Source organism: Pseudomonas sp. 1L-E-NC-VB-C3 (genome assembly GCF_057291535.1).
Window position 1 is genome coordinate 361,195 of sequence record NZ_JBXAWD010000001.1, and the last position, 18,914, is coordinate 380,108.

An 18,914-nucleotide genomic window follows, 5' to 3' on the forward strand; every position below is an offset into this window, starting at 1 on the left:
CAGCCGCAGGATGCCCCCATGTCGACGCACCGCCGTTCCTCACTGTTATTTGCCGGATCGCTCATAGCCTTGCTGTTGGCCGCTGGCGGCTTCGGTTACTGGAAGTCGATAAGCAGCCGCCTGCCCGAGGGGCTGTCGGCCGGCAACGGACGACTTGAGGCCACCGAAGTGCAAATCGCCAGCAAGACCCCCGGTCGCCTCGCCGAGGTGCTGGTCGATGAAGGCGACAAGGTCACTCAAGGCCAACTGCTGGCCCGCATGGACACCCGCACTCTTGAAGCCCAGCGCAACCAGGCCGAAGCCGAGGTGGTGCGCGCCCGGGAAAACCTCAACGCCGCCCAGGCCAACGTGCAGTTGCGTCAGAGTGAGCTACTGCTGGCCCAACAGGAACTCGGGCGCTCTGAGTCGCTGTTCAAGCACGGTTTCGTCAGCGCTCAGGTCATCGATCAATTGCAGTCGCGCATCGGCACCGGCAACGCTGCCGTGACGGCGGCCCGCGCCCAAGTGTCGGCGGTCGCTGCAGCGATCGGCGCAGCCCAGGCGCAGGTCGCTCAACTGACCAGCGAAATCGACGACAGCAGCCTGCGGGCGCCGATTGACGGCGTGATCCAGTTACGCATGGCCGAACCCGGGGAAGTGCTGGGTGCCGGTGGCCGCGTCCTGCTGTTGATTGATCCCAACGATCAGTACATGAACCTCTACTTGTCCGCCTCGGTGGCCGGGCGTCTGGCGGTGGGCGATGAGGCCCGGGTACTGCTCGATGCCCTGCCCGACAAGCCCTTGCCAGCGAAAATCAGTTTTGTCGCCGGCAAATCGCAGTTCACCCCCAAGGAAGTCGAAACCCGCGACGAGCGGCAAAAACTGGTGTTCCGCGTCAAACTGCGCTTGACCCAACCCAGCGCCGTACCGCAAGCCAAGCCCGGCATGCCCGGTGCCGGGTATGTGCGCACCGCGCCGATCGTCTGGCCGGCCAATCTGCAATGAGCAGCCTCGCGGTCCAGGCCAATGCTATCGCGCACCGCTACGGCAAACAGCAAGCACTGAGCGATATCACCTTCAGCCTGCCAGCCGGCACCCGTTGCGGTCTGATCGGCCCCGATGGCGCGGGCAAGTCCAGCCTGCTGGGACTGATCGCCGGCGTGAAGGCCTTGCAGCAAGGGCAACTGGACGTCCTTGGCGGGCCGATCCAGCAGCGCCACCACCGCGACACGCTGTATGCACGCATCGCTTTCATGCCGCAGGGATTGGGCGGCAACCTGTATCCAGAACTGTCGATCCGCGAAAACATTCAGTTCTTCGCCACGCTGTTCGGCCTGTCGAAGGCCGACAGCGAACAACGCATGCGCAATCTGCTGCTTGCCACCGACCTGCTGAAGTTCGCCGAGCGCCCCGCCGGCAAGTTGTCCGGCGGCATGAAACAGAAACTCGGACTATGCTGCGCGCTGATCCACGAACCGGATCTGTTAATCCTCGATGAGCCAACCACCGGCGTCGACCCGCTCTCACGACGGCGTTTCTGGGAGCTGATCGACGACGTGCGGCGCCAGCGCCCGCAACTGACCCTGCTGGTCGCCACCGCGTACATGGAAGAAGCCGAACAGTTCGAGCATTGCCTGATGCTCGACAACGGCAAATTGATTGCCACCGGTCAGAGCCGTGAACTGGCGGCCGTCACCCCCAGTGGCAAACTTGATGAGGCCTTCACCCATTTCCAGGGTGACAGCCAGCATGACGCCAGGCCGCTGGTGATTCCGCCACGTAGCAGTGGCAGCAGCGACACCGCCATCGAGGCCCACGACCTGACACTGCGTTTCGGCGACTTCACTGCGGTCGATCACGTCAACTTCGCCATCGGTCGCGGCGAAATTTTCGGTTTTCTCGGCTCCAACGGCTGCGGCAAGACCACCACGATGAAAGTCCTGACCGGGCTGATGCCGGCCAGCGAAGGCCGCGCGACACTGCTCGGCAACCCGGTAAATGCCAAGGATCTGGCCACGCGCAAACGGGTCGGCTTCATGTCCCAGAGCTTTTCGCTGTATGGCGAACTCAGTGTGCGACAGAACCTTGATCTGCACGCCCGGCTGTTCGACTTGCCCAAAGCCGAGAGTGCGCCACGCATCGATGCCCTCATTCAACGCTTCAACCTGCTCAGCGTCGCCGATCAGCCGTCCGGCGCCCTGCCTCTGGGGCTGCGTCAACGCCTGTCGCTGGCGGTTGCGGTGTTGCATCGTCCGGAAGTGCTGATCCTTGATGAGCCGACGTCCGGCGTCGACCCGGCAGCCCGTGATGACTTCTGGCGACTGCTGATCGAACTGTCCCGCGAGCAAGGCGTGACGATTTTTCTCTCCACCCACTTCATGAACGAAGCCCAGCGCTGCGACCGCATTTCGCTGATGCACGCCGGCCAAGTGCTGGCGTGCGACACCCCGGCAGCGCTGCAACGTCAGTTCGCTGGAGAAACGCTGGAAGCCGCTTTCGTGACGTGCCTGGAACAGGCTCAGGGCATTGCGCAGTCGCCGCCTGCCAGTGAATCGCCGACCGCGCCAACGACCGCCACGCCGCCGCTCCAGCAGCGCGGTTTCAGCCTCGGTCGCCTGCTGGCGGTGGCCAGCCGCGAAGGCAAGGAGCTGCTGCGTGACAAGGTGCGCATGGCGTTCGCCCTGGCGGGGGCGATTTTCATGATGGTGATTTTCGGCTACGGGATTTCCCTGGACGTGGAAAACCTCGCGTTTGCCGTGTACGACCAGGACCAGACACCGCAGAGCCGAACCTATCTGGAGGCCTTTCGCGGCTCGCGTTACTTCGATGAACGGCCAGCCATCCATGATGCACAGGAATTGCACCGACGCCTGCAACGCTCGGAGATCAAACTTGCGCTGGAAATCCCCCCCGGTTTCGGCCGTGACCTGTACGCCGGTCGCCAGCCCGCGGTGGCGGCATGGCTGGATGGCGGCATGCCGTTTCGCGCCGAGACCAGCCGCAATTATGTCGAAGCGGTGCACTTGGCCAACCTGCAACAGTTGGCCGAACAGAGCAGTCTCGCCATCAACCATCAGGCGGGCGCCAGCCTGGAAACGCGCTTTCGCTACAACCAGGATGTGGTCAGCGTCAACGCTATCGGCCCCGGCGTCATGGCGCTGATACTGGCGTTCATTCCAGCGATGCTCACCGCACTCGGCATCGTGCGCGAGAAAGAACTGGGCTCGATCACCAACTTCTACGCCACGCCCCTGACCCGCCTGGAGTTTCTGCTGGGCAAACAGGCGCCATACCTGCTGGTCAGTCTGGTCAATCTCGCGCTGCTGGTGGCGATGAACCGCTGGCTGTTTGGCGTGCCGTTCAAGGGCAGCCTGCTGACGCTGGCGTTTGGCGGCCTGCTCTACGTGCTGGCGACCACCAGCATGGGTCTGCTGATCTCGGCCTTCACCCGCACACAGATCGCCGCGATCCTCGGCACCATGATCATCACCAGCCTGCCGACCATCCAGTTCTCCGGGCTGATCGTGCCGCGTTCTTCGCTGCAAGGTGCGGCTGCGGTGATGGGCATGCTGTTTCCGGCAGGACATTTTCTCGATATTGCCGTGGGGACGTTCACCAAGGCGCTGGACTTGCGGCAGCTGTGGCCACAATGCCTGGCCCTGTTCGGCTTCTTCGTCGGGTTCACAGGGTTGAGCCTGATCATGCTGAAAAAGCAGGAGGCCTGATGCACAAGTTCGCGCACATCCTGCGCCTGGGACTCAAGGAACTGACCAGCCTGCGCCACGACAGCGTGTTGTTGCTGTTCCTGTTCTACGCCTTCACCGTGGCGATCTACATGCCCGCCGCCGGTTCGGTAATCGGCGTGCACAACGCCAGCGTGGCGATCGTCGACGAAGACCGCAGCGCCCTCTCGCGCCAGTTGGCCCAGGCCCTGCAACCGCCGGAGTTCCAGACGCCGGTGCTGCTGCCTTACCCGCAACTGGATCAGGTGATGGACAGCGGCCAGTACACCTTCGTGATCAACATTCCGGCGGGGTTTCAAACCAACCTGCTCGCGGCGCGGCGACCGGCCATTCAGGTCAACGTCGATGCCACCGCGATGAGCCAGGCGTTCATGGGCGCCGGTTACATCGGCCGGATCTTCCAGCGTGAACTGCAGGCCTACGGCGGTCAGAGCGATGCCGCGAGCAAGACGCCGATTTCGCTGACCACCCGCGCGCTATTCAATACCAACCTGGAGGGTGGCTGGTTTCTGGCGGTGATCCAGATCGTCAACAACATCACCATTCTGGCGATCATCCTCACGGGCACGGCGCTGCTGCGCGAACGCGAGCACGGCACGCTCGACCATTTGCTGGTGCTGCCGCTGACGGCGCTGGAAATCATGCTGGCGAAAATCTGGAGCAACCTGCTGGTGGTGGTGCTGTGCACCTGGCTGTCCGTGGAGGTGGTGGTCAAAGGCGCACTCGGCGTGCCGCTTTCCGGCTCAATGAGCCTGTTTTTGCTGGTGACTGCGGTTTATCTGTTTGCCAGTACCGCGTTGGGCATCTTTCTGGCGACACTCGCGCGCTCGACGCCGCAGTTCGGCTTGCTGGCGATTCCGGTGATCATCCCGATGCTGCTGCTGTCGGGCGGCAGCACGCCCCTGGACAGCATGCCGCACTGGCTGCAGTGGGTCATGCAGGGCTCACCGTCCACGCATTTTGTCAGCCTCAGCGCCGCGATTCTGTTTCGCGACGCCGGGCTGAGCGTGGTCTGGCCGGAGTTGCTGGCGCTGACTGCCATCGGTCTGCTGTTCTTCGCCATCGCCTTGGCACGCTTTCGCAAAAGCCTGGCGTCCTGAAGAGCAGCAGCCAACGTATTTACTGAATGATCAGGTTGTTGAACAACAGATCCTCAACAACAGGCTTGCCGGTCTCGTCATTCATGACCTGCTGGGTCTGCTTCAACGCTTCCTGACGCAGCTTTTCCTTGCCCTCGATGCTGCCCATCGCCTCGGTCGACTGCTGAGTGAACAGCGCCACCAGCTGATTGCGGATCAGCGGCTCGTTGGCCTTGACCAGTTTGGTCGCCTCCTCACCAGTCACACGCAATGCCACATCGGCCTTGTAGACCTTGAGCTTGGCGGTGCCGTCCAGGCCATAGTTGCCGACGAACGGCGGGCTCAGGGTGATGTAATTGACCTTCGGCGCCTCGCCTTCTTTGGCTTCTTCGGCCAGTGCTGCCACAGGCAGAGACAGGGCCAGCAACAACATGATCCACGCTTTCACAATTCGCTCCTTATCCGGTTTGCGGCCTAGCATAACGACCCGCCGCGCAAGCACAAGCTTATGGCTGACTATCAGGGCCGGGCATGCTCGTTGACCCGTTGATTCACACACCTACACTTATCGGCCATCACTCCCAAAGGAATAGCCCTGATGAAAGCCGTGCTGTGCAAAGCCTTCGGTCCTGCCGAATCGCTGGTGCTGGAAGACGTCGCCAGTCCTGTCGCGAAGAAGAATGAAATCCTGCTGGACGTGCACGCTGCCGGAGTCAATTTCCCGGACACGCTGATCATCGAGGGCAAATACCAGTTCAAACCGCCCTTCCCGTTTTCGCCAGGCGGTGAAGCGGCGGGCGTTGTGCGCGAAGTCGGGGAAAAGGTCAGCCATCTGAAAGTCGGCGACCGGGTCATGGCGCTGACCGGTTGGGGCAGTTTTGCCGAGCAGGTGGCGGTGCCGGGCTACAACGTCCTGCCGATTCCGCCGTCGATGGATTTCAACATCGCCGCTGCATTCAGCATGACCTACGGCACCTCGATGCACGCGCTCAAGCAACGCGCCAACCTGCAACCGGGCGAAACCCTGCTGGTGCTCGGCGCATCGGGCGGCGTCGGCCTCGCCGCCGTGGAGATTGGCAAAGCCATGGGTGCCCGCGTGATCGCCGCCGCCAGCAGCGCCGAGAAACTCGCGGTGGCCAAGGCTGCCGGCGCCGATGAGCTGATCAATTACAGCGAAGCCAGCCTCAAGGAGGAGATCAAACGCCTCACCGACGGCCAGGGCGCCGACGTGATCTACGACCCGGTCGGCGGCGACCTGTTCGACCAGGCCATCCGCGCCATCGCCTGGAACGGCCGCCTGCTGGTTGTCGGCTTCGCCAGCGGACGCATCCCGGAACTGCCGGTCAACCTCGCCCTGCTCAAGGGCGCGGCTGTACTCGGCGTGTTCTGGGGTTCTTTTGCCCAACGCCAGCCCCAGGACAACGCAGCCAACTTCCAGCAGCTGTTCAGCTGGTTTGCCGAGGGCAAACTCAAACCGCTGGTGTCGCAGGTGTATCCGCTGAGCAATGCCGCGCAGGCAATCGATGATCTCGGTCAGCGCAAGGCTGTGGGCAAGGTTGTCGTTCAGGTTCGTTAACAACATGGAGCGATCCGGAGCAACCATCCGGATCGCTTTGGCGTTGAGGTCTGCCTCTCCCATGCGTCAAACCGCAGAAACCCACCCGAGCCACCATTCCCTCAGCGCCGCGTACTTGTCTCAGAGCGACATGTTCAGAAAGGAACGTTCATCTGCCCAAATTTCCGCTGTTTTGCCGACGTGAAGCGATGCTATTTTCGGTAACGAAACTGTAACATTCGCATCCGCAGTCAAAACAAGAAAACTGGAGCTCTTGAATGTTTGCTTTCTTTCGTCCTGCCGCACATCAGGCTCCATTGCCTGAAGAAAAAATAGACAGCACCTACCGCCGCCTGCGCTGGCAGATCTTCGCCGGTATCTTTATCGGCTACGCCGGTTACTACCTGCTGCGCAAGAACTTCTCCCTCGCCATGCCGTACCTGATCGATGAAGGCTACAGCCGTGGCGACCTCGGCCTGGCGATGTCGGCGATCGCCATTGCGTATGGTTTGTCGAAGTTCCTCATGGGCCTGGTGTCCGACCGTTCCAACCCGCGCTTCTTCCTGCCGTTCGGTCTGCTGGTCTCGGCCGGGGTGATGTTCATTTTCGGTTTCGCGCCGTGGGCAACGTCCAGCGTGACGATGATGTTCATCCTCCTGTTCATCAACGGCTGGGCGCAGGGCATGGGCTGGCCGCCGAGCGGGCGGACCATGGTGCACTGGTGGTCGCAGAAGGAACGCGGTGGCGTGGTGTCGGTGTGGAACGTGGCGCATAACGTCGGCGGCGGTCTGATCGGCCCGCTGTTCCTGATCGGCATGGGTCTGTTCAATGACTGGCACGCGGCGTTTTACGTCCCGGCAGCAGTCGCACTTGGCGTAGCGGTATTCGCCTTCATCACCATGCGTGACACCCCGCAATCGGTCGGCCTGCCGCCGATCGAGCAGTACAAGAACGACTACCCGGAAGGCTACGACGCCAGCCACGAAGACGAATTCAGCGCCAAGGAAATCTTCGTCAAATACGTGCTGCGCAACAAAATGCTCTGGTACATCGCTCTGGCCAACGTCTTCGTCTACTTGCTGCGCTACGGCGTGCTGGACTGGGCGCCGACGTACCTGAAGGAAGCCAAGGGCTTCACCGTGGATAAAACCTCGTGGGCCTATTTCTTCTACGAGTGGGCAGGCATTCCGGGCACGCTGCTGTGCGGCTGGATGTCCGACAAGATCTTCCGTGGCAACCGTGGTTTGACCGGCATGGTGTTCATGGCCCTGGTGACTGTTGCGACCCTGGTTTACTGGCTGAATCCGGCCGGCAATCCGATGGTCGACATGATCGCCCTGCTGTCGATCGGCTTCCTGATCTACGGCCCGGTGATGCTGATCGGCCTGCAAGCGCTGGAACTGGCGCCGAAGAAAGCCGCCGGCACCGCAGCGGGCTTCACCGGTCTGTTCGGTTATCTGGGGGGTTCGGTCGCGGCCAGTGCGGCGATGGGCTACACCGTTGACCACTTCGGCTGGGATGGCGGTTTCGTGCTGTTGGTCGGCGCTTGCCTGCTGGCGATGGCCTTCCTTGCGCCAACGCTGTGGCACAAGCAAGTCGCCAGTCAGAGCCGTGAAGCGGTCGCCTGATCGCTGTGTGATTTACAGCGCTTGAGCCGCGCCTCCAGATTTCGATCCGGCATGGCGTGGCTGCGCAGGGCGTGCGCGGTCTGCTCGACATAATCGCGAGTGGTGCCGTAACGCCCGCTGGCGCTGGCGAACACCTGGCTGAGCACATGATCCGGCAAGTTGCCGGCGTAGCTCGGCAGGTGGCGCTCCAGAACGAATCCCAAGGCCTGCACCTGAGTGCCATCTTCGAGCCGGCAATTGAGCCAGTGCGGGCGATACGAGGGAAACGGCATCTCGCGTTTCCACAGCGCATACAGCGCGGTATCGAGATTGTCTTCCGGCAAGCGGTAGGCAAAGCCACTGCATGAACCGCCACGATCCAGACCGAACACCAGACCGGGCATTTCCGGTGTACCCCGATGCTCGTGGGACCACAGGTACAAGCCGCGATGATAGCCATGCACGCGACCGCGCATGCGCTCAACCGCCGTGCATTCCGGCCGCCAGATCAGCGAGCCATAGGCGAACAGCCACACCGGCCCGCCCTTGTGGCGTGCCATGGTCGATTGCATGGAAGCGAGAAGTTGTTCGTGCGTCAGCTGCGGCCCAAGATCGAGCCGCGGAGGGTAAGCCAGGTTCAGAATTGCGTTTTCAATGGCGCTCATGGCGAATAGCGTTCAGCTCCCCGCGGGTGAAGAATTACTTAATAGAACGCACCGTTGTAACAATAAGGCACATATGTTTTAAGGCAAATTAAGTGCCACTGATTAATTGCCTGATTCATATATAACCTAGCGATATTTACTGTTTAAGGTAAATACCGATCGGCTATATACCAAGTTATAAGTCTCAAGAGCGCGGCGCATAGGCGAACACATCAGCGCGCATCTGATGCGCATCCATCCCCGCCTCGACCAGCGCATCCAGGGTCCCGTAAACCATCGCCGGCGAACCGCTGGCATAGACGTGCAGCGGCTTCAGATCGGGGAAATCCTCGCAAACCGCTTCGTGCAACATCCCGCAGCGCCCTTCCCAGCCGCACTGGTCGCTGACCACTTTGTGCAGGAACAGATTGGGCAGCTTCAGCCATTCGTCCCAGTGCTCGATCTGATAAAAATCTTCTGGACGGCGCACACCCCAGTACAGATGCACTGGATGCTTGAAGCCTTTGGCGCGGCAATGTTCGATCAGGCTGTGAATCTGGCCCATGCCGGTGCCGGCGGCGATCAATACCAGAGGACCGTCGGGCAGCTCCGCAAGATGTGTGTCACCGAACGGCAACTCGACACGCACCAGCGGGTTGCGTTGCAACTGCTCGATCAGGCTCAACGCACTGGTTTCGCGCGCCAGCACATGAATTTCCAGATCACGCCCGCCGTGGGGTGCCGAAGCCATGGAGAACGCCGATTTCTCACCGTTCTCACGCTCGATCATCAAATATTGCCCGGCGTGATAGCGCGGCGGCTTGCCCGCCGGTGCCCGCAGACGCACGCGCCAGGTGTCGCCGCCGACCTCGCGGCACTCGATGACCTGACACGATAGGCTGCGCACCGGCAATTCACCGAGTGCGAGCACGCCATCCCACAACAGCACGCAGTCTTCCAGCGGTGCGGCGATGCAGGTGTAGAACTCGCCATGGTCGTGGACTTTGCCGGCCTGCTCGACGCGGCCCTCCACCAGCAGCGCTGCACACACGTGGCAATTGCCGTTGCGGCAGCTTTGCGGGCAGTCATAGCCCAGGCGCCGCGCACCGTCGAGAATCCGCTCACCGGGCTGTATCTCGAGCACTGCTCCGGAAGGCTGCAGGGTTACACGCATCAATCTATTCCTAACTGATTCCAGATGGCATCGATCCGTTGGGTGACGGCGTCGTCCTTGACGATCACGCGGCCCCACTCGCGAGTGGTTTCGCCCGGCCACTTGTGGGTGGCATCCAGGCCCATTTTCGAGCCCAGGCCGGAGATCGGCGAGGCGAAGTCGAGGTAGTCGATCGGCGTGTTATCGATCATCACCGTATCGCGCTTGGGATCCATGCGCGTGGTGATAGCCCAGATCACGTCGTTCCAGTCGCGGGCGTTGATATCGTCGTCAGTGACGATAACGAACTTGGTGTACATGAACTGTCGCAAAAACGACCAGACACCGAGCATCACGCGCTTGGCATGCCCCGGATACGACTTCTTCATCGTCACCACGGCCATGCGGTACGAGCAGCCTTCCGGCGGCAGGTAGAAGTCGGTGATTTCCGGGAACTGCTTCTGCAGAATCGGCACGAACACTTCGTTCAGCGCCACGCCGAGAATCGCCGGCTCATCCGGCGGACGGCCGGTGTAGGTGCTGTGATAGATCGGCTTGATCCGGTGGGTGATGCGCTCGACGGTGAACACCGGGAAGCTGTCGACTTCGTTGTAGTAACCGGTGTGGTCGCCATAAGGGCCTTCGTCGGCCATTTCGCCCGGATGAATCACGCCTTCAAGGATGATTTCGGCGGTGGCCGGTACTTGCAGATCGTTGCCACGGCACTTGACCAGTTCGGTACGGTTGCCGCGCAAGAGCCCTGCGAAAGCATATTCGGAGAGGCTGTCCGGCACCGGCGTCACGGCACCGAGAATCGTCGCCGGATCGGCGCCAAGGGCCACGGACACCGGGAACGGCTGGCCCGGGTGCTTCTCGCACCACTCGCGAAAATCGAGAGCACCGCCACGGTGACTGAGCCAGCGCATGATCACCTTGTTGCGGCCGATCACTTGCTGGCGGTAGATGCCGAGGTTCTGGCGTTCCTTGTTCGGGCCTTTGGTGACCGTCAGGCCCCAAGTGATCAGCGGGCCAACGTCGCCGGGCCAGCAGGTCTGCACCGGCAACATCGCCAGATCGACATCGTCGCCTTCGATGACCACTTCCTGGCACACCGCGTCTTTGACGACTTTCGGCGCCATCGAAATGATCTTGCGGAAGATCGGCAGTTTCGACCACGCGTCCTTCAAGCCCTTCGGCGGCTCCGGCTCCTTGAGGAAGGCCAGCAGCTTGCCGATTTCGCGCAGCTCGCTGACCGACTCGGCGCCCATGCCCATGGCCACGCGCTCGGGGGTGCCGAACAGATTACCGAGCACCGGAATGTCGTAACCGGTAGGCTTCTCGAACAACAGTGCCGGGCCTTTGGCCCGCAGCGTGCGATCGCACACCTCAGTCATCTCCAGCACCGGCGAGACGGGAATCTGGATGCGTTTCAACTCTCCGCGCTGCTCAAGCTGCTGCACGAAATCCCGAAGATCCTTGAATTTCATTGACGATGGCACCCTCAAAATAGGCGTACATCCTACCTGCTCTGAGGGGCAAACAGCAGCCCGTCATTGCTCGATTGTGGCCCCCGCGCTGCGGCGAAGGCGCAGGCCTCGAACTCGGGAGTGCGCTGCCGACGCCGCAATATCGGCCCATCAACAGATATCCGTGATGGGCGCGAGATTTTTCGGGGCAAAAAAAAACGCCCCCTCTCGGGAGCGTCCTTTGCTGAAACGCCAGCGTATTACTTGCGTTTCATCGACAAGAAGAACTCGTCGTTGGTCTTGGTCGTTTTCAGCTTGTCGACCAGGAACTCGATGGCGGCGACTTCGTCCATCGGGTGCAGCAGCTTGCGCAGAATCCACATGCGCTGCAGTTCGTCGTCGGCGGTCAGCAACTCTTCGCGACGGGTGCCGGAGCGGTTGATGTTGATGGCCGGGAACACACGCTTCTCGGCGATCTTGCGATCCAGAGGCAGCTCCATGTTGCCGGTACCCTTGAACTCTTCGTAGATCACTTCGTCCATCTTCGAGCCGGTTTCAACCAGCGCGGTGGCGATAATGGTCAGCGAGCCGCCTTCTTCGATGTTACGCGCGGCACCGAAGAAACGCTTCGGCTTCTCCAGGGCGTGGGCATCGACACCACCGGTCAATACCTTGCCGGAGCTCGGGATCACGGTGTTGTAGGCACGGGCCAGACGGGTGATGGAGTCGAGCAGGATCACCACGTCTTTCTTGTGTTCGACCAGACGCTTGGCCTTCTCGATCACCATTTCAGCAACCTGCACGTGACGGGTCGGCGGCTCGTCGAAGGTCGAGGCAACCACTTCGCCGCGCACGGTGCGCTGCATTTCGGTCACTTCTTCCGGACGCTCGTCGATCAACAGCACGATCAGGTGAACTTCAGGATTGTTACGGGCGATGTTCGCTGCGATGTTCTGCAGCATGATCGTTTTACCGGCTTTCGGCGGTGCGACGATCAGACCACGCTGGCCTTTGCCGATCGGTGCACACAGGTCGATCACGCGACCGGTGAGGTCTTCGGTGGAACCGTTGCCGGCTTCCATCTTCATGCGCACGGTCGGGAACAGCGGCGTCAGGTTCTCGAAGAGAATCTTGTTTTTCGCGTTCTCCGGACGATCGAAGTTGATCGTGTCGACCTTGAGCAGGGCGAAATACCGCTCGCCTTCCTTCGGAGGGCGGATCTTGCCAACGATGGTGTCACCGGTGCGCAAGTTGAAGCGGCGGATCTGGCTCGGCGAGACGTAGATGTCGTCAGGGCCGGCGAGGTAGGAAGCGTCTGCGGAGCGCAGGAAGCCGAAGCCGTCCTGGAGAATCTCCAGCACGCCATCACCGGAGATTTCCTCGCCGCTTTTCGCGTGCTTTTTCAGCAGGGAGAAAATCACGTCCTGCTTGCGCGAACGGGCCATATTTTCTATGCCCATCTGTTCGGCCAATTCGAGCAGTTCGGTAATCGGCTTTTGCTTGAGTTCAGTCAGATTCATATAGGAATGACGTAATCATTTATGGAGGGGGGGGAAATTAAGCTTTTGGCTTAATGAGGCCGCGCCGCGGAGAAGGCGACAGGATCGCGAACTAATTCGAAAAGGAGTGCGTCGGCGACGGCTAGCAGGGGGCATTGGAGAAACCAGTGCGGGGCCGAATGTACCACCTGAGTTTCGGAGCGTCTAGCCCTGAATACGCAAAAAGCCCCGCGATTTGCGGGGCTTTTTTTCAGCGCTTTACTGCGACGCTCAGATGTTGGCGTCGAGGAAAGCCGCCAGCTGCGACTTCGACAGTGCGCCGACCTTGGTCGCTTCAACGTTGCCGTTCTTGAACAGCATCAGCGTCGGGATACCACGCACGCCATGCTTGGCCGGGGTTTCCTGGTTTTCGTCGATGTTCAGTTTGGCGACGGTCAGCTTGCCTTTGTAAGTCTCGGCAATCTCGTCCAGAACCGGTGCGATCATTTTGCAAGGGCCGCACCATTCAGCCCAGTAGTCGACCAGGACAGCGCCTTCGGCCTTGAGTACGTCGGCTTCGAAACTAGCGTCGCTAACGTGTTTGATCAGATCGCTGCTCATGGAATTCTCCAGGTTGTAAGCAAAAAAACGTGGCCCATCATAGCCGCCCTTCCCTTGTTCAGGAAGCCGCAGATGATTGAGTGTTGCTATGGCCCTTGATGAGTTTGGGTATAGCTCAAGTCACGCCGTGGCGGGAGCGATGAAGGCGATTCCAGTGCGCAGGGCGGCGTTGCGCACGTGTTCCTGCATGGCTTTCTGCGCCGCCGCCGAGGCGCGGCGCGCCAGTGCGCGGAGGATCTTGCGGTGTTCCTGCCAGGTTTCCATGGCGCGCTCGGCGCGGATGAACGGCAGTTTCTGGCTCTCGAGAAAGATCTCGGCGCTGGCGGTGAGAATGCTCAGCATCGCCTGATTACCGCTGGCAAGAAGGATGCGTCGGTGGAATTCGAAGTCGAGTTTCGCCGCTGCCTCAAAGTCGCCGAGCTTCAATTGCTCGCGCATGGCCGCAACGTTGTCTTCCAGCGCATCCAGATCGAACGTGCTCAACGTCACCGCCGCCAGCCCTGCTGCAAACCCTTCGAGCGCATAGCGCAATTGAAAGATATCCAGCGGCGATGCCTGCGCCGCAAACGACCAGCCTGGCGCGTTGTCGCCGCGCGACACTTCGACCGGCGACTGCACGAACACGCCCTTGCCCGGCTGAATGCTGACCACGCCCAGTGCACTGAGCGACGACAGCGCTTCACGCAACGATGCCCGACTGACGCCCAGTTGCAGCGCCAGATCCCGTTGCGAAGGCAACGCGTCGCCGGCACCGAAGCCCTGTTCGGTGATCAGTTTGCGGATCGCTTGCAGCGCCACTTCGGGTACGGCGCGGGAGATCGAATTCATGATGTGCGGACGCGTCAGGGCCAAGGTGCGGCTAGTTGTAAAGCTATTCGTCGAGTCCGGCAAGTCGTGCCCCAGCGGGGTTCGGCACTTGCAGCCGATGCGCCATCGCAGTGCGAAAACCGAGTTGACTGTTCAGACCAGTAAGACCGAACGAAGCCGCTGCTACTGCGGCCTTCCGGGGCGAAATCCGCCTGTTGGCACGGCCCATGCTCTGTCCGATCGCAGCAACCACTTCCCGCCGATCCGGAGATTGTCCATGACCCAGCGTTACAGCGCCCTCCTCGCTTCCCTGTTTGCCGGCCTGCTGCTGTGCCAGGCCCCCGCTCACGCCGACGGTCTGGACGACGTGGTCAAACGCGGCACGCTGAAAGTTGCCGTGCCCCAGGACTTCCCGCCGTTCGGCTCGGTCGGCCCGGACATGAAGCCGCGCGGCCTGGATATCGACACGGCGAAACTGCTCGCTGACCAACTCAAGGTCAAACTCGAACTGACCCCGGTCAACAGCACCAATCGCATCCCGTTCCTCACCACCGGCAAAGTCGATCTGGTGATTTCCAGCCTCGGCAAAAACCCTGAGCGTGAGAAAGTCATCGACTTCTCCCGCGCCTATGCGCCGTTCTACCTCGCCGTGTTCGGTCCGCCAGACGCCGCGATCACCAGCCTCGACGACCTCAAGGGCAAGACCATCAGCGTCACCCGGGGCGCCATCGAAGACATCGAGCTGAGCAAAGTCGCCCCCGAAGGCGTGACCATCAAACGTTTCGAAGACAACAACTCGACCATCGCTGCTTATCTGGCAGGCCAGGTCGATCTGATCGCCAGCGGCAACGTGGTGATGGTGGCCATCAGCGAGAAGAACCCCAAGCGCGTGCCGGCGCTGAAGGTGAAGCTCAAGGATTCCCCGGTCTACGTGGGCGTGAACAAGAACGAAGCGGCGTTGCTGGCCAAGGTCAACGACATCCTCAACACCGCCAAGGCTGACGGCGCACTGGAAAAGAACTCGCAGACCTGGCTGAAAGAGCCGCTGCCGGCCGATCTCTGATCGACTGCGCGGGAGACGTTCATGGCTTATCAGTTCGATTTTTTGCCGGTGGTGGAAAACACCGACCTGCTGCTGCGCGGCGCACTGTTCACGCTGGAGCTGACCGCCATCGGCGCGCTGCTCGGGGTCGGCGTGGGCATTGTCGGCGCGCTGGTGCGAGCGTGGCAGATTCGCCCGTTCTCGGCGATCTTCGGCGTCTACGTCGAGTTGATCCGCAACACGCCGTTTCTGGTGCAACTGTTCTTCATCTTCTTCGGCCTGCCGTCGCTCGGCATGCAGATCTCCGAGTGGCAGGCGGCGGTGCTGGCGATGGTGATCAACCTTGGCGCCTATTCGACCGAAATCATCCGCGCCGGCATCCAGGCGATTCCGCGCGGGCAACTGGAAGCGGCTGCGGCACTGGCGATGACCCGCTTCGAAGCGTTCCGCCACGTCGTCCTGCTGCCCGCGCTGGGCAAGGTCTGGCCGGCGCTAAGCAGCCAGATCATCATCGTCATGCTCGGTTCGGCGGTGTGTTCGCAGATCGCCACGGAAGAATTGAGCTTCGCCGCCAACTTCATTCAGTCGCGCAACTTCCGCGCCTTTGAAACCTATGCGCTGACCACCCTGATCTATCTGTGCATGGCGCTGCTGATCCGCCAGTTGCTCAACTGGTTCGGCCGCCGGTTCATTGCGAGGAGCAGCCAATGAGCGATTTCACTTTCTGGGACATCCTGCGCAACCTGCTCACCGGCCTGCAATGGACCCTGGCGCTGTCACTGGTGGCGTTCATTGGCGGCGGCCTCGTCGGCCTGCTGATTCTGGTGATGCGCATTTCCAAGAACACGCTATCAAGCAGCATCGCCCGCACCTGGATCGAGCTGTTTCAGGGCACGCCCCTGTTGATGCAACTGTTTCTGGTGTTCTTCGGCGTGGCGCTGGCCGGCATCGAGATTTCACCGTGGATGGCCGCCGCGATCGCTTTGACCTTGTTCACCAGCGCCTATCTGGCGGAGATCTGGCGCGGCTGCGTCGAGGCCATTCCCCACGGTCAGTGGGAAGCCTCGTCGAGCCTGGCGCTCAATCCGCTTGAGCAGTTGCGCTACGTGATCCTGCCGCAAGCGCTGCGCATCGCCGTGGCGCCGACCGTGGGCTTCTCGGTGCAAGTGGTCAAAGGCACAGCGGTGACCTCGATCATCGGCTTCACCGAACTGACCAAGACCGGCGGCATGCTCGCCAATGCCACGTTCGAACCGTTCATGGTCTACGGCCTCGTCGCCCTCGGCTACTTCCTGCTCTGCTACCCCTTGTCCCTCAGTGCGCGCTACCTGGAAAGGAGACTGCATGCCTCTGCTTAGAATTTCCGCCCTGCATAAATACTACGGCGATCACCACGTGCTCAAAGGCATCGACCTCAGCGTCGAGGAAGGCCAGGTCGTGGCGATCATCGGCCGCAGCGGCTCGGGCAAATCGACTCTGTTGCGCACACTCAACGGCCTGGAGTCGATCAACGACGGCGTGATCGAAGTCGACGGCGAATACCTCGACGCCGCCCGCGCTGATCTGCGCAGCCTGCGACAGAAGGTTGGCATGGTCTTCCAGCAGTTCAACCTGTTCCCGCACCTGACCGTCGGGGAGAACGTCATGCTCGCGCCGCAAGTGGTGCAGAAAGTACCCAAGGCCAAGGCAGCCGAACTGGCGCGCGAAATGCTCGAGCGAGTCGGGCTCGGGGAGAAATTCGATGCCTTCCCGGACCGTTTGTCCGGTGGTCAGCAGCAACGGGTGGCGATCGCCCGGGCTTTGGCGATGTCGCCGAAGGTGCTGCTGTGCGATGAAATCACCTCGGCGCTGGACCCTGAGCTGGTCAATGAAGTGCTCAGCGTGGTGCGGCAATTGGCCAAGGAAGGCATGACGCTGATCATGGTCACCCACGAGATGCGCTTTGCCCGGGAAGTCGGCGACAAACTGGTGTTCATGCACGATGGCAAGGTGCATGAGGTGGGCGATCCGAAGGTGTTGTTTGCCAATCCGCAGACGGTCGAGCTGGCGAACTTTATTGGCACGGTGGAAGCGACAGCCTGAAGCAGCCTCATCCTGATCGTTCCCACGCTCCGCGTGGGAATGCAGCCAGGGACGGGGTGCGCGCTCCGGCGGTTTGAGCCATGCGCGTTGGCGCCAGCGTTTGATCGTGGCACGATGTCGGGGTTATCGACCGAGACCCCCTGACCATGCCGCAATCCCAAGCCAAGAATCTGTCCCTGATCGCCGCAATCGACCTGGGCTCCAACAGCTTTCACATGGTCGTGGCCAAGGCCCAGAACGGCGAAATCCGCATCCTCGAGCGCCTCGGCGAGAAGGTGCAACTGGCCGCCGGCATCGACGACGCGCGCCAGCTCAACGAAGAATCGATGCAGCGCGGCCTCGATTGCCTCAAGCGCTTTGCCCAACTGATCAACGGTATGCCGCTCGGCGCCGTGCGCATCGTCGGCACCAACGCCCTGCGTGAAGCGCGCAATCGTGGCGAATTCATCCGCCGCGCCGAAGAAATCCTCGGCCACACGGTAGAAGTCATTTCCGGCCGTGAAGAAGCGCGCCTGATCTATCTCGGCGTTTCGCACACGCTCGCCGATACCCCTGGCAAACGTTTGGTCGCCGACATCGGCGGCGGCAGCACCGAATTCATCATCGGCCAGCGCTTCGAGCCTTTATTGCGCGAAAGCCTGCAAATGGGCTGCGTGAGTTTCACTCAGCGTTATTTCAAGGACGGCAAGATCACCCCGGCGCGCTACGCCCAGGCCTACACGGCGGCGCGCCTGGAGATCATGAGCATCGAGCACGCCCTGCATCGCCTGACCTGGGATGAAGCCATCGGCTCCTCCGGTACGATTCGCGCCATCGGCCTGGCCTTGAAGGCTGGCGGCCACGGCAGCGGCGAGGTCAACGCCGAAGGCCTGGCGTGGCTCAAGCGCAAGCTGTTCAAGCTCGGCGACGCCGACAAGATCGATTTCGAAGGCATCAAGCCTGACCGCCGGGCGATCTTTCCGGCGGGCCTGGCGATTCTCGAAGCAATCTTCGACGCCCTCGAACTGCAACGCATGGACCATTGCGAAGGCGCGCTGCGCGAAGGCGTGCTCTACGACCTGCTCGGCCGCCATCACCATGAAGACGTGCGCGAACGCACCCTGACCTCGCTGATGGAGCGCTATCACGTCGACCTGGAACAGGCAGCGCGGGTCGAGCGCAAGGCCCTGCACGCCTTCGATCAGGTCGCCGTGGACTGGGAACTGGATGACGGCATCTGGCGCGAACTGCTCGGCTGGGCGGCGAAAGTGCACGAAGTCGGCCTCGACATCGCTCACTATCACTACCACAAGCATGGCGCCTACCTGATCGAACACTCCGATCTGGCCGGCTTCTCGCGAGAAGACCAGCAGATGCTCGCGCTATTGGTGCGTGGGCATCGGCGCAATATTCCCAAGGACAAATTCGCCGAATTCGGCGATGACGGCATCAAACTGATTCGCCTGTGCGTGCTGCTGCGGTTTGCCATTCTGTTCCATCACATTCGCGGGACCCAGGCGATGCCACAGGTGGCGCTGCATGCCAATGGCGATCATCTCGACGTGGAATTCCCGGAGAACTGGCTGGATGAAAATCAGCTGACCCAGGCGGATTTCGGCCTGGAAGCGGATTGGCTGACGCGGGTTGGAATTGTCCTCACGGTGCACTGAGTAACTGGC

17 protein-coding genes are annotated in these 18,914 nt (G+C 61.4%); 10 read left to right on the forward strand and 7 right to left on the reverse strand.

Annotated features, from left to right (window positions below; translation table 11 throughout):
* Nucleotides 1-18: 18 nt before the first annotated feature.
* Genes AC0Z5Z_RS01620 through AC0Z5Z_RS01630 form a run of 3 tightly spaced genes read left to right on the forward strand, consistent with a single transcriptional unit; the run spans nucleotide 19 to nucleotide 4,822 of the window.
* On the forward strand, nucleotides 19-984 hold the full coding sequence (locus AC0Z5Z_RS01620) for an HlyD family secretion protein (RefSeq protein ID WP_485610623.1): 966 nt from the start codon (nucleotides 19-21) through the stop codon (nucleotides 982-984).
* Nucleotides 981-3,704 (forward strand): ribosome-associated ATPase/putative transporter RbbA, encoded by a 2,724-nt coding sequence (rbbA, locus tag AC0Z5Z_RS01625; RefSeq protein ID WP_485610624.1) that lies wholly within the window; start codon nucleotides 981-983, stop codon nucleotides 3,702-3,704. Before AC0Z5Z_RS01620 ends, rbbA begins: the two co-directional genes overlap by 4 nt.
* A complete protein-coding gene (locus tag AC0Z5Z_RS01630) occupies nucleotides 3,704-4,822 on the forward strand; it encodes an ABC transporter permease (RefSeq protein ID WP_095181272.1) in 1,119 nt (372 codons plus the stop codon). Before rbbA ends, AC0Z5Z_RS01630 begins: the two co-directional genes overlap by 1 nt.
* Before the next feature lie 19 nt (nucleotides 4,823-4,841).
* On the opposite strand, the gene AC0Z5Z_RS01635 is transcribed toward AC0Z5Z_RS01630, so the two are convergent.
* Complete coding sequence (locus tag AC0Z5Z_RS01635; protein WP_056791694.1) at nucleotides 4,842-5,249, reverse strand: flagellar basal body-associated protein FliL; 408 nt, start codon at nucleotides 5,247-5,249, stop codon at nucleotides 4,842-4,844.
* A gap of 150 nt (nucleotides 5,250-5,399) precedes the next feature.
* Between AC0Z5Z_RS01635 and AC0Z5Z_RS01640 the strand changes: the two genes are divergently transcribed.
* Both AC0Z5Z_RS01640 and glpT read left to right on the forward strand, forming a co-directional pair.
* Entirely contained in the window at nucleotides 5,400-6,377 is a 978-nt protein-coding gene (locus AC0Z5Z_RS01640; protein WP_041476901.1) for an NADPH:quinone oxidoreductase family protein, read from the forward strand.
* 257 nt (nucleotides 6,378-6,634) lie between these two features.
* Entirely contained in the window at nucleotides 6,635-7,984 is a 1,350-nt protein-coding gene (glpT, locus tag AC0Z5Z_RS01645; RefSeq protein ID WP_024014747.1) for a glycerol-3-phosphate transporter, read from the forward strand.
* Here glpT and AC0Z5Z_RS01650 read toward each other — a convergent pair.
* The 6 genes from AC0Z5Z_RS01650 to AC0Z5Z_RS01675 form a co-directional block, all read right to left on the reverse strand.
* A complete protein-coding gene (locus AC0Z5Z_RS01650) occupies nucleotides 7,960-8,628 on the reverse strand; it encodes a gamma-glutamylcyclotransferase (RefSeq protein WP_024014748.1) in 669 nt (222 codons plus the stop codon). The genes glpT and AC0Z5Z_RS01650 overlap by 25 nt on opposite strands.
* 184 nt (nucleotides 8,629-8,812) lie before the next feature.
* Nucleotides 8,813-9,781 (reverse strand): CDP-6-deoxy-delta-3,4-glucoseen reductase, encoded by a 969-nt coding sequence (locus AC0Z5Z_RS01655; protein ID WP_353188335.1) that lies wholly within the window; start codon nucleotides 9,779-9,781, stop codon nucleotides 8,813-8,815.
* On the reverse strand, nucleotides 9,781-11,247 hold the full coding sequence (gene ubiD, locus AC0Z5Z_RS01660) for a 4-hydroxy-3-polyprenylbenzoate decarboxylase (protein WP_039757427.1): 1,467 nt from the start codon (nucleotides 11,245-11,247) through the stop codon (nucleotides 9,781-9,783). The genes AC0Z5Z_RS01655 and ubiD overlap by 1 nt, the downstream gene beginning before the upstream one ends.
* A 239-nt stretch (nucleotides 11,248-11,486) precedes the next feature.
* The gene (gene rho / locus AC0Z5Z_RS01665) at nucleotides 11,487-12,746 is read right to left on the reverse strand and encodes a transcription termination factor Rho (protein ID WP_003229334.1); all 1,260 of its coding nucleotides are present in this window, start codon (nucleotides 12,744-12,746) and stop codon (nucleotides 11,487-11,489) included.
* A 249-nt stretch (nucleotides 12,747-12,995) separates the two neighbouring features.
* Nucleotides 12,996-13,325, reverse strand: a complete 330-nt coding sequence (trxA, locus tag AC0Z5Z_RS01670; RefSeq protein ID WP_003206727.1) for a thioredoxin TrxA — start codon at nucleotides 13,323-13,325, stop codon at nucleotides 12,996-12,998.
* A 120-nt stretch (nucleotides 13,326-13,445) separates the two neighbouring features.
* Entirely contained in the window at nucleotides 13,446-14,153 is a 708-nt protein-coding gene (locus tag AC0Z5Z_RS01675) for a FadR/GntR family transcriptional regulator (protein ID WP_485610625.1), read from the reverse strand.
* A gap of 256 nt (nucleotides 14,154-14,409) precedes the next feature.
* Here AC0Z5Z_RS01675 and AC0Z5Z_RS01680 point away from each other — a divergent pair, with 256 nt between their 5' ends.
* The 5 genes from AC0Z5Z_RS01680 (at nucleotide 14,410) to ppx (ending at nucleotide 18,905) form a co-directional block, all read left to right on the forward strand.
* A complete protein-coding gene (locus tag AC0Z5Z_RS01680) occupies nucleotides 14,410-15,195 on the forward strand; it encodes a transporter substrate-binding domain-containing protein (RefSeq protein ID WP_041476905.1) in 786 nt (261 codons plus the stop codon).
* 21 nt (nucleotides 15,196-15,216) lie between these two features.
* Entirely contained in the window at nucleotides 15,217-15,885 is a 669-nt protein-coding gene (locus AC0Z5Z_RS01685; protein ID WP_016772622.1) for an amino acid ABC transporter permease, read from the forward strand.
* Nucleotides 15,882-16,532: an amino acid ABC transporter permease gene (locus AC0Z5Z_RS01690; RefSeq protein ID WP_122705602.1), complete on the forward strand. Its 651-nt coding sequence runs from the start codon at nucleotides 15,882-15,884 to the stop codon at nucleotides 16,530-16,532. The genes AC0Z5Z_RS01685 and AC0Z5Z_RS01690 overlap by 4 nt, the downstream gene beginning before the upstream one ends.
* Complete coding sequence (locus AC0Z5Z_RS01695) at nucleotides 16,519-17,256, forward strand: amino acid ABC transporter ATP-binding protein (protein ID WP_485610626.1); 738 nt, start codon at nucleotides 16,519-16,521, stop codon at nucleotides 17,254-17,256. Before AC0Z5Z_RS01690 ends, AC0Z5Z_RS01695 begins: the two co-directional genes overlap by 14 nt.
* Nucleotides 17,257-17,402: 146 nt before the next feature.
* Nucleotides 17,403-18,905, forward strand: a complete 1,503-nt coding sequence (gene ppx / locus AC0Z5Z_RS01700) for an exopolyphosphatase (protein WP_041476907.1) — start codon at nucleotides 17,403-17,405, stop codon at nucleotides 18,903-18,905.
* Nucleotides 18,906-18,914 lie beyond the last annotated feature (9 nt).

What these genes read in the sequence shown, in the direction of transcription:
- AC0Z5Z_RS01640 (WP_041476901.1), top strand. Translation starts at nt 5,400, where the DNA reads ATGAAAGCCGTGCTGTGCAAAGCCTTCGGTCCTGCCGAATCGCTGGTG.
- ppx (WP_041476907.1), top strand. Translation starts at nt 17,403, where the DNA reads ATGCCGCAATCCCAAGCCAAGAATCTGTCCCTGATCGCCGCAATCGAC.
- rho (WP_003229334.1), bottom strand. Translation starts at nt 12,746, where the DNA reads ATGAATCTGACTGAACTCAAGCAAAAGCCGATTACCGAACTGCTCGAA.
- AC0Z5Z_RS01620 (WP_485610623.1), top strand. Translation starts at nt 19, where the DNA reads ATGTCGACGCACCGCCGTTCCTCACTGTTATTTGCCGGATCGCTCATA.
- trxA (WP_003206727.1), bottom strand. Translation starts at nt 13,325, where the DNA reads ATGAGCAGCGATCTGATCAAACACGTTAGCGACGCTAGTTTCGAAGCC.
- rbbA (WP_485610624.1), top strand. Translation starts at nt 981, where the DNA reads ATGAGCAGCCTCGCGGTCCAGGCCAATGCTATCGCGCACCGCTACGGC.
- ubiD (WP_039757427.1), bottom strand. Translation starts at nt 11,247, where the DNA reads ATGAAATTCAAGGATCTTCGGGATTTCGTGCAGCAGCTTGAGCAGCGC.
- AC0Z5Z_RS01630 (WP_095181272.1), top strand. Translation starts at nt 3,704, where the DNA reads ATGCACAAGTTCGCGCACATCCTGCGCCTGGGACTCAAGGAACTGACC.
- AC0Z5Z_RS01690 (WP_122705602.1), top strand. Translation starts at nt 15,882, where the DNA reads ATGAGCGATTTCACTTTCTGGGACATCCTGCGCAACCTGCTCACCGGC.
- AC0Z5Z_RS01650 (WP_024014748.1), bottom strand. Translation starts at nt 8,628, where the DNA reads ATGAGCGCCATTGAAAACGCAATTCTGAACCTGGCTTACCCTCCGCGG.
- AC0Z5Z_RS01695 (WP_485610626.1), top strand. Translation starts at nt 16,519, where the DNA reads ATGCCTCTGCTTAGAATTTCCGCCCTGCATAAATACTACGGCGATCAC.
- AC0Z5Z_RS01685 (WP_016772622.1), top strand. Translation starts at nt 15,217, where the DNA reads ATGGCTTATCAGTTCGATTTTTTGCCGGTGGTGGAAAACACCGACCTG.
- glpT (WP_024014747.1), top strand. Translation starts at nt 6,635, where the DNA reads ATGTTTGCTTTCTTTCGTCCTGCCGCACATCAGGCTCCATTGCCTGAA.
- AC0Z5Z_RS01680 (WP_041476905.1), top strand. Translation starts at nt 14,410, where the DNA reads ATGACCCAGCGTTACAGCGCCCTCCTCGCTTCCCTGTTTGCCGGCCTG.
- AC0Z5Z_RS01675 (WP_485610625.1), bottom strand. Translation starts at nt 14,153, where the DNA reads ATGAATTCGATCTCCCGCGCCGTACCCGAAGTGGCGCTGCAAGCGATC.
- AC0Z5Z_RS01655 (WP_353188335.1), bottom strand. Translation starts at nt 9,781, where the DNA reads ATGCGTGTAACCCTGCAGCCTTCCGGAGCAGTGCTCGAGATACAGCCC.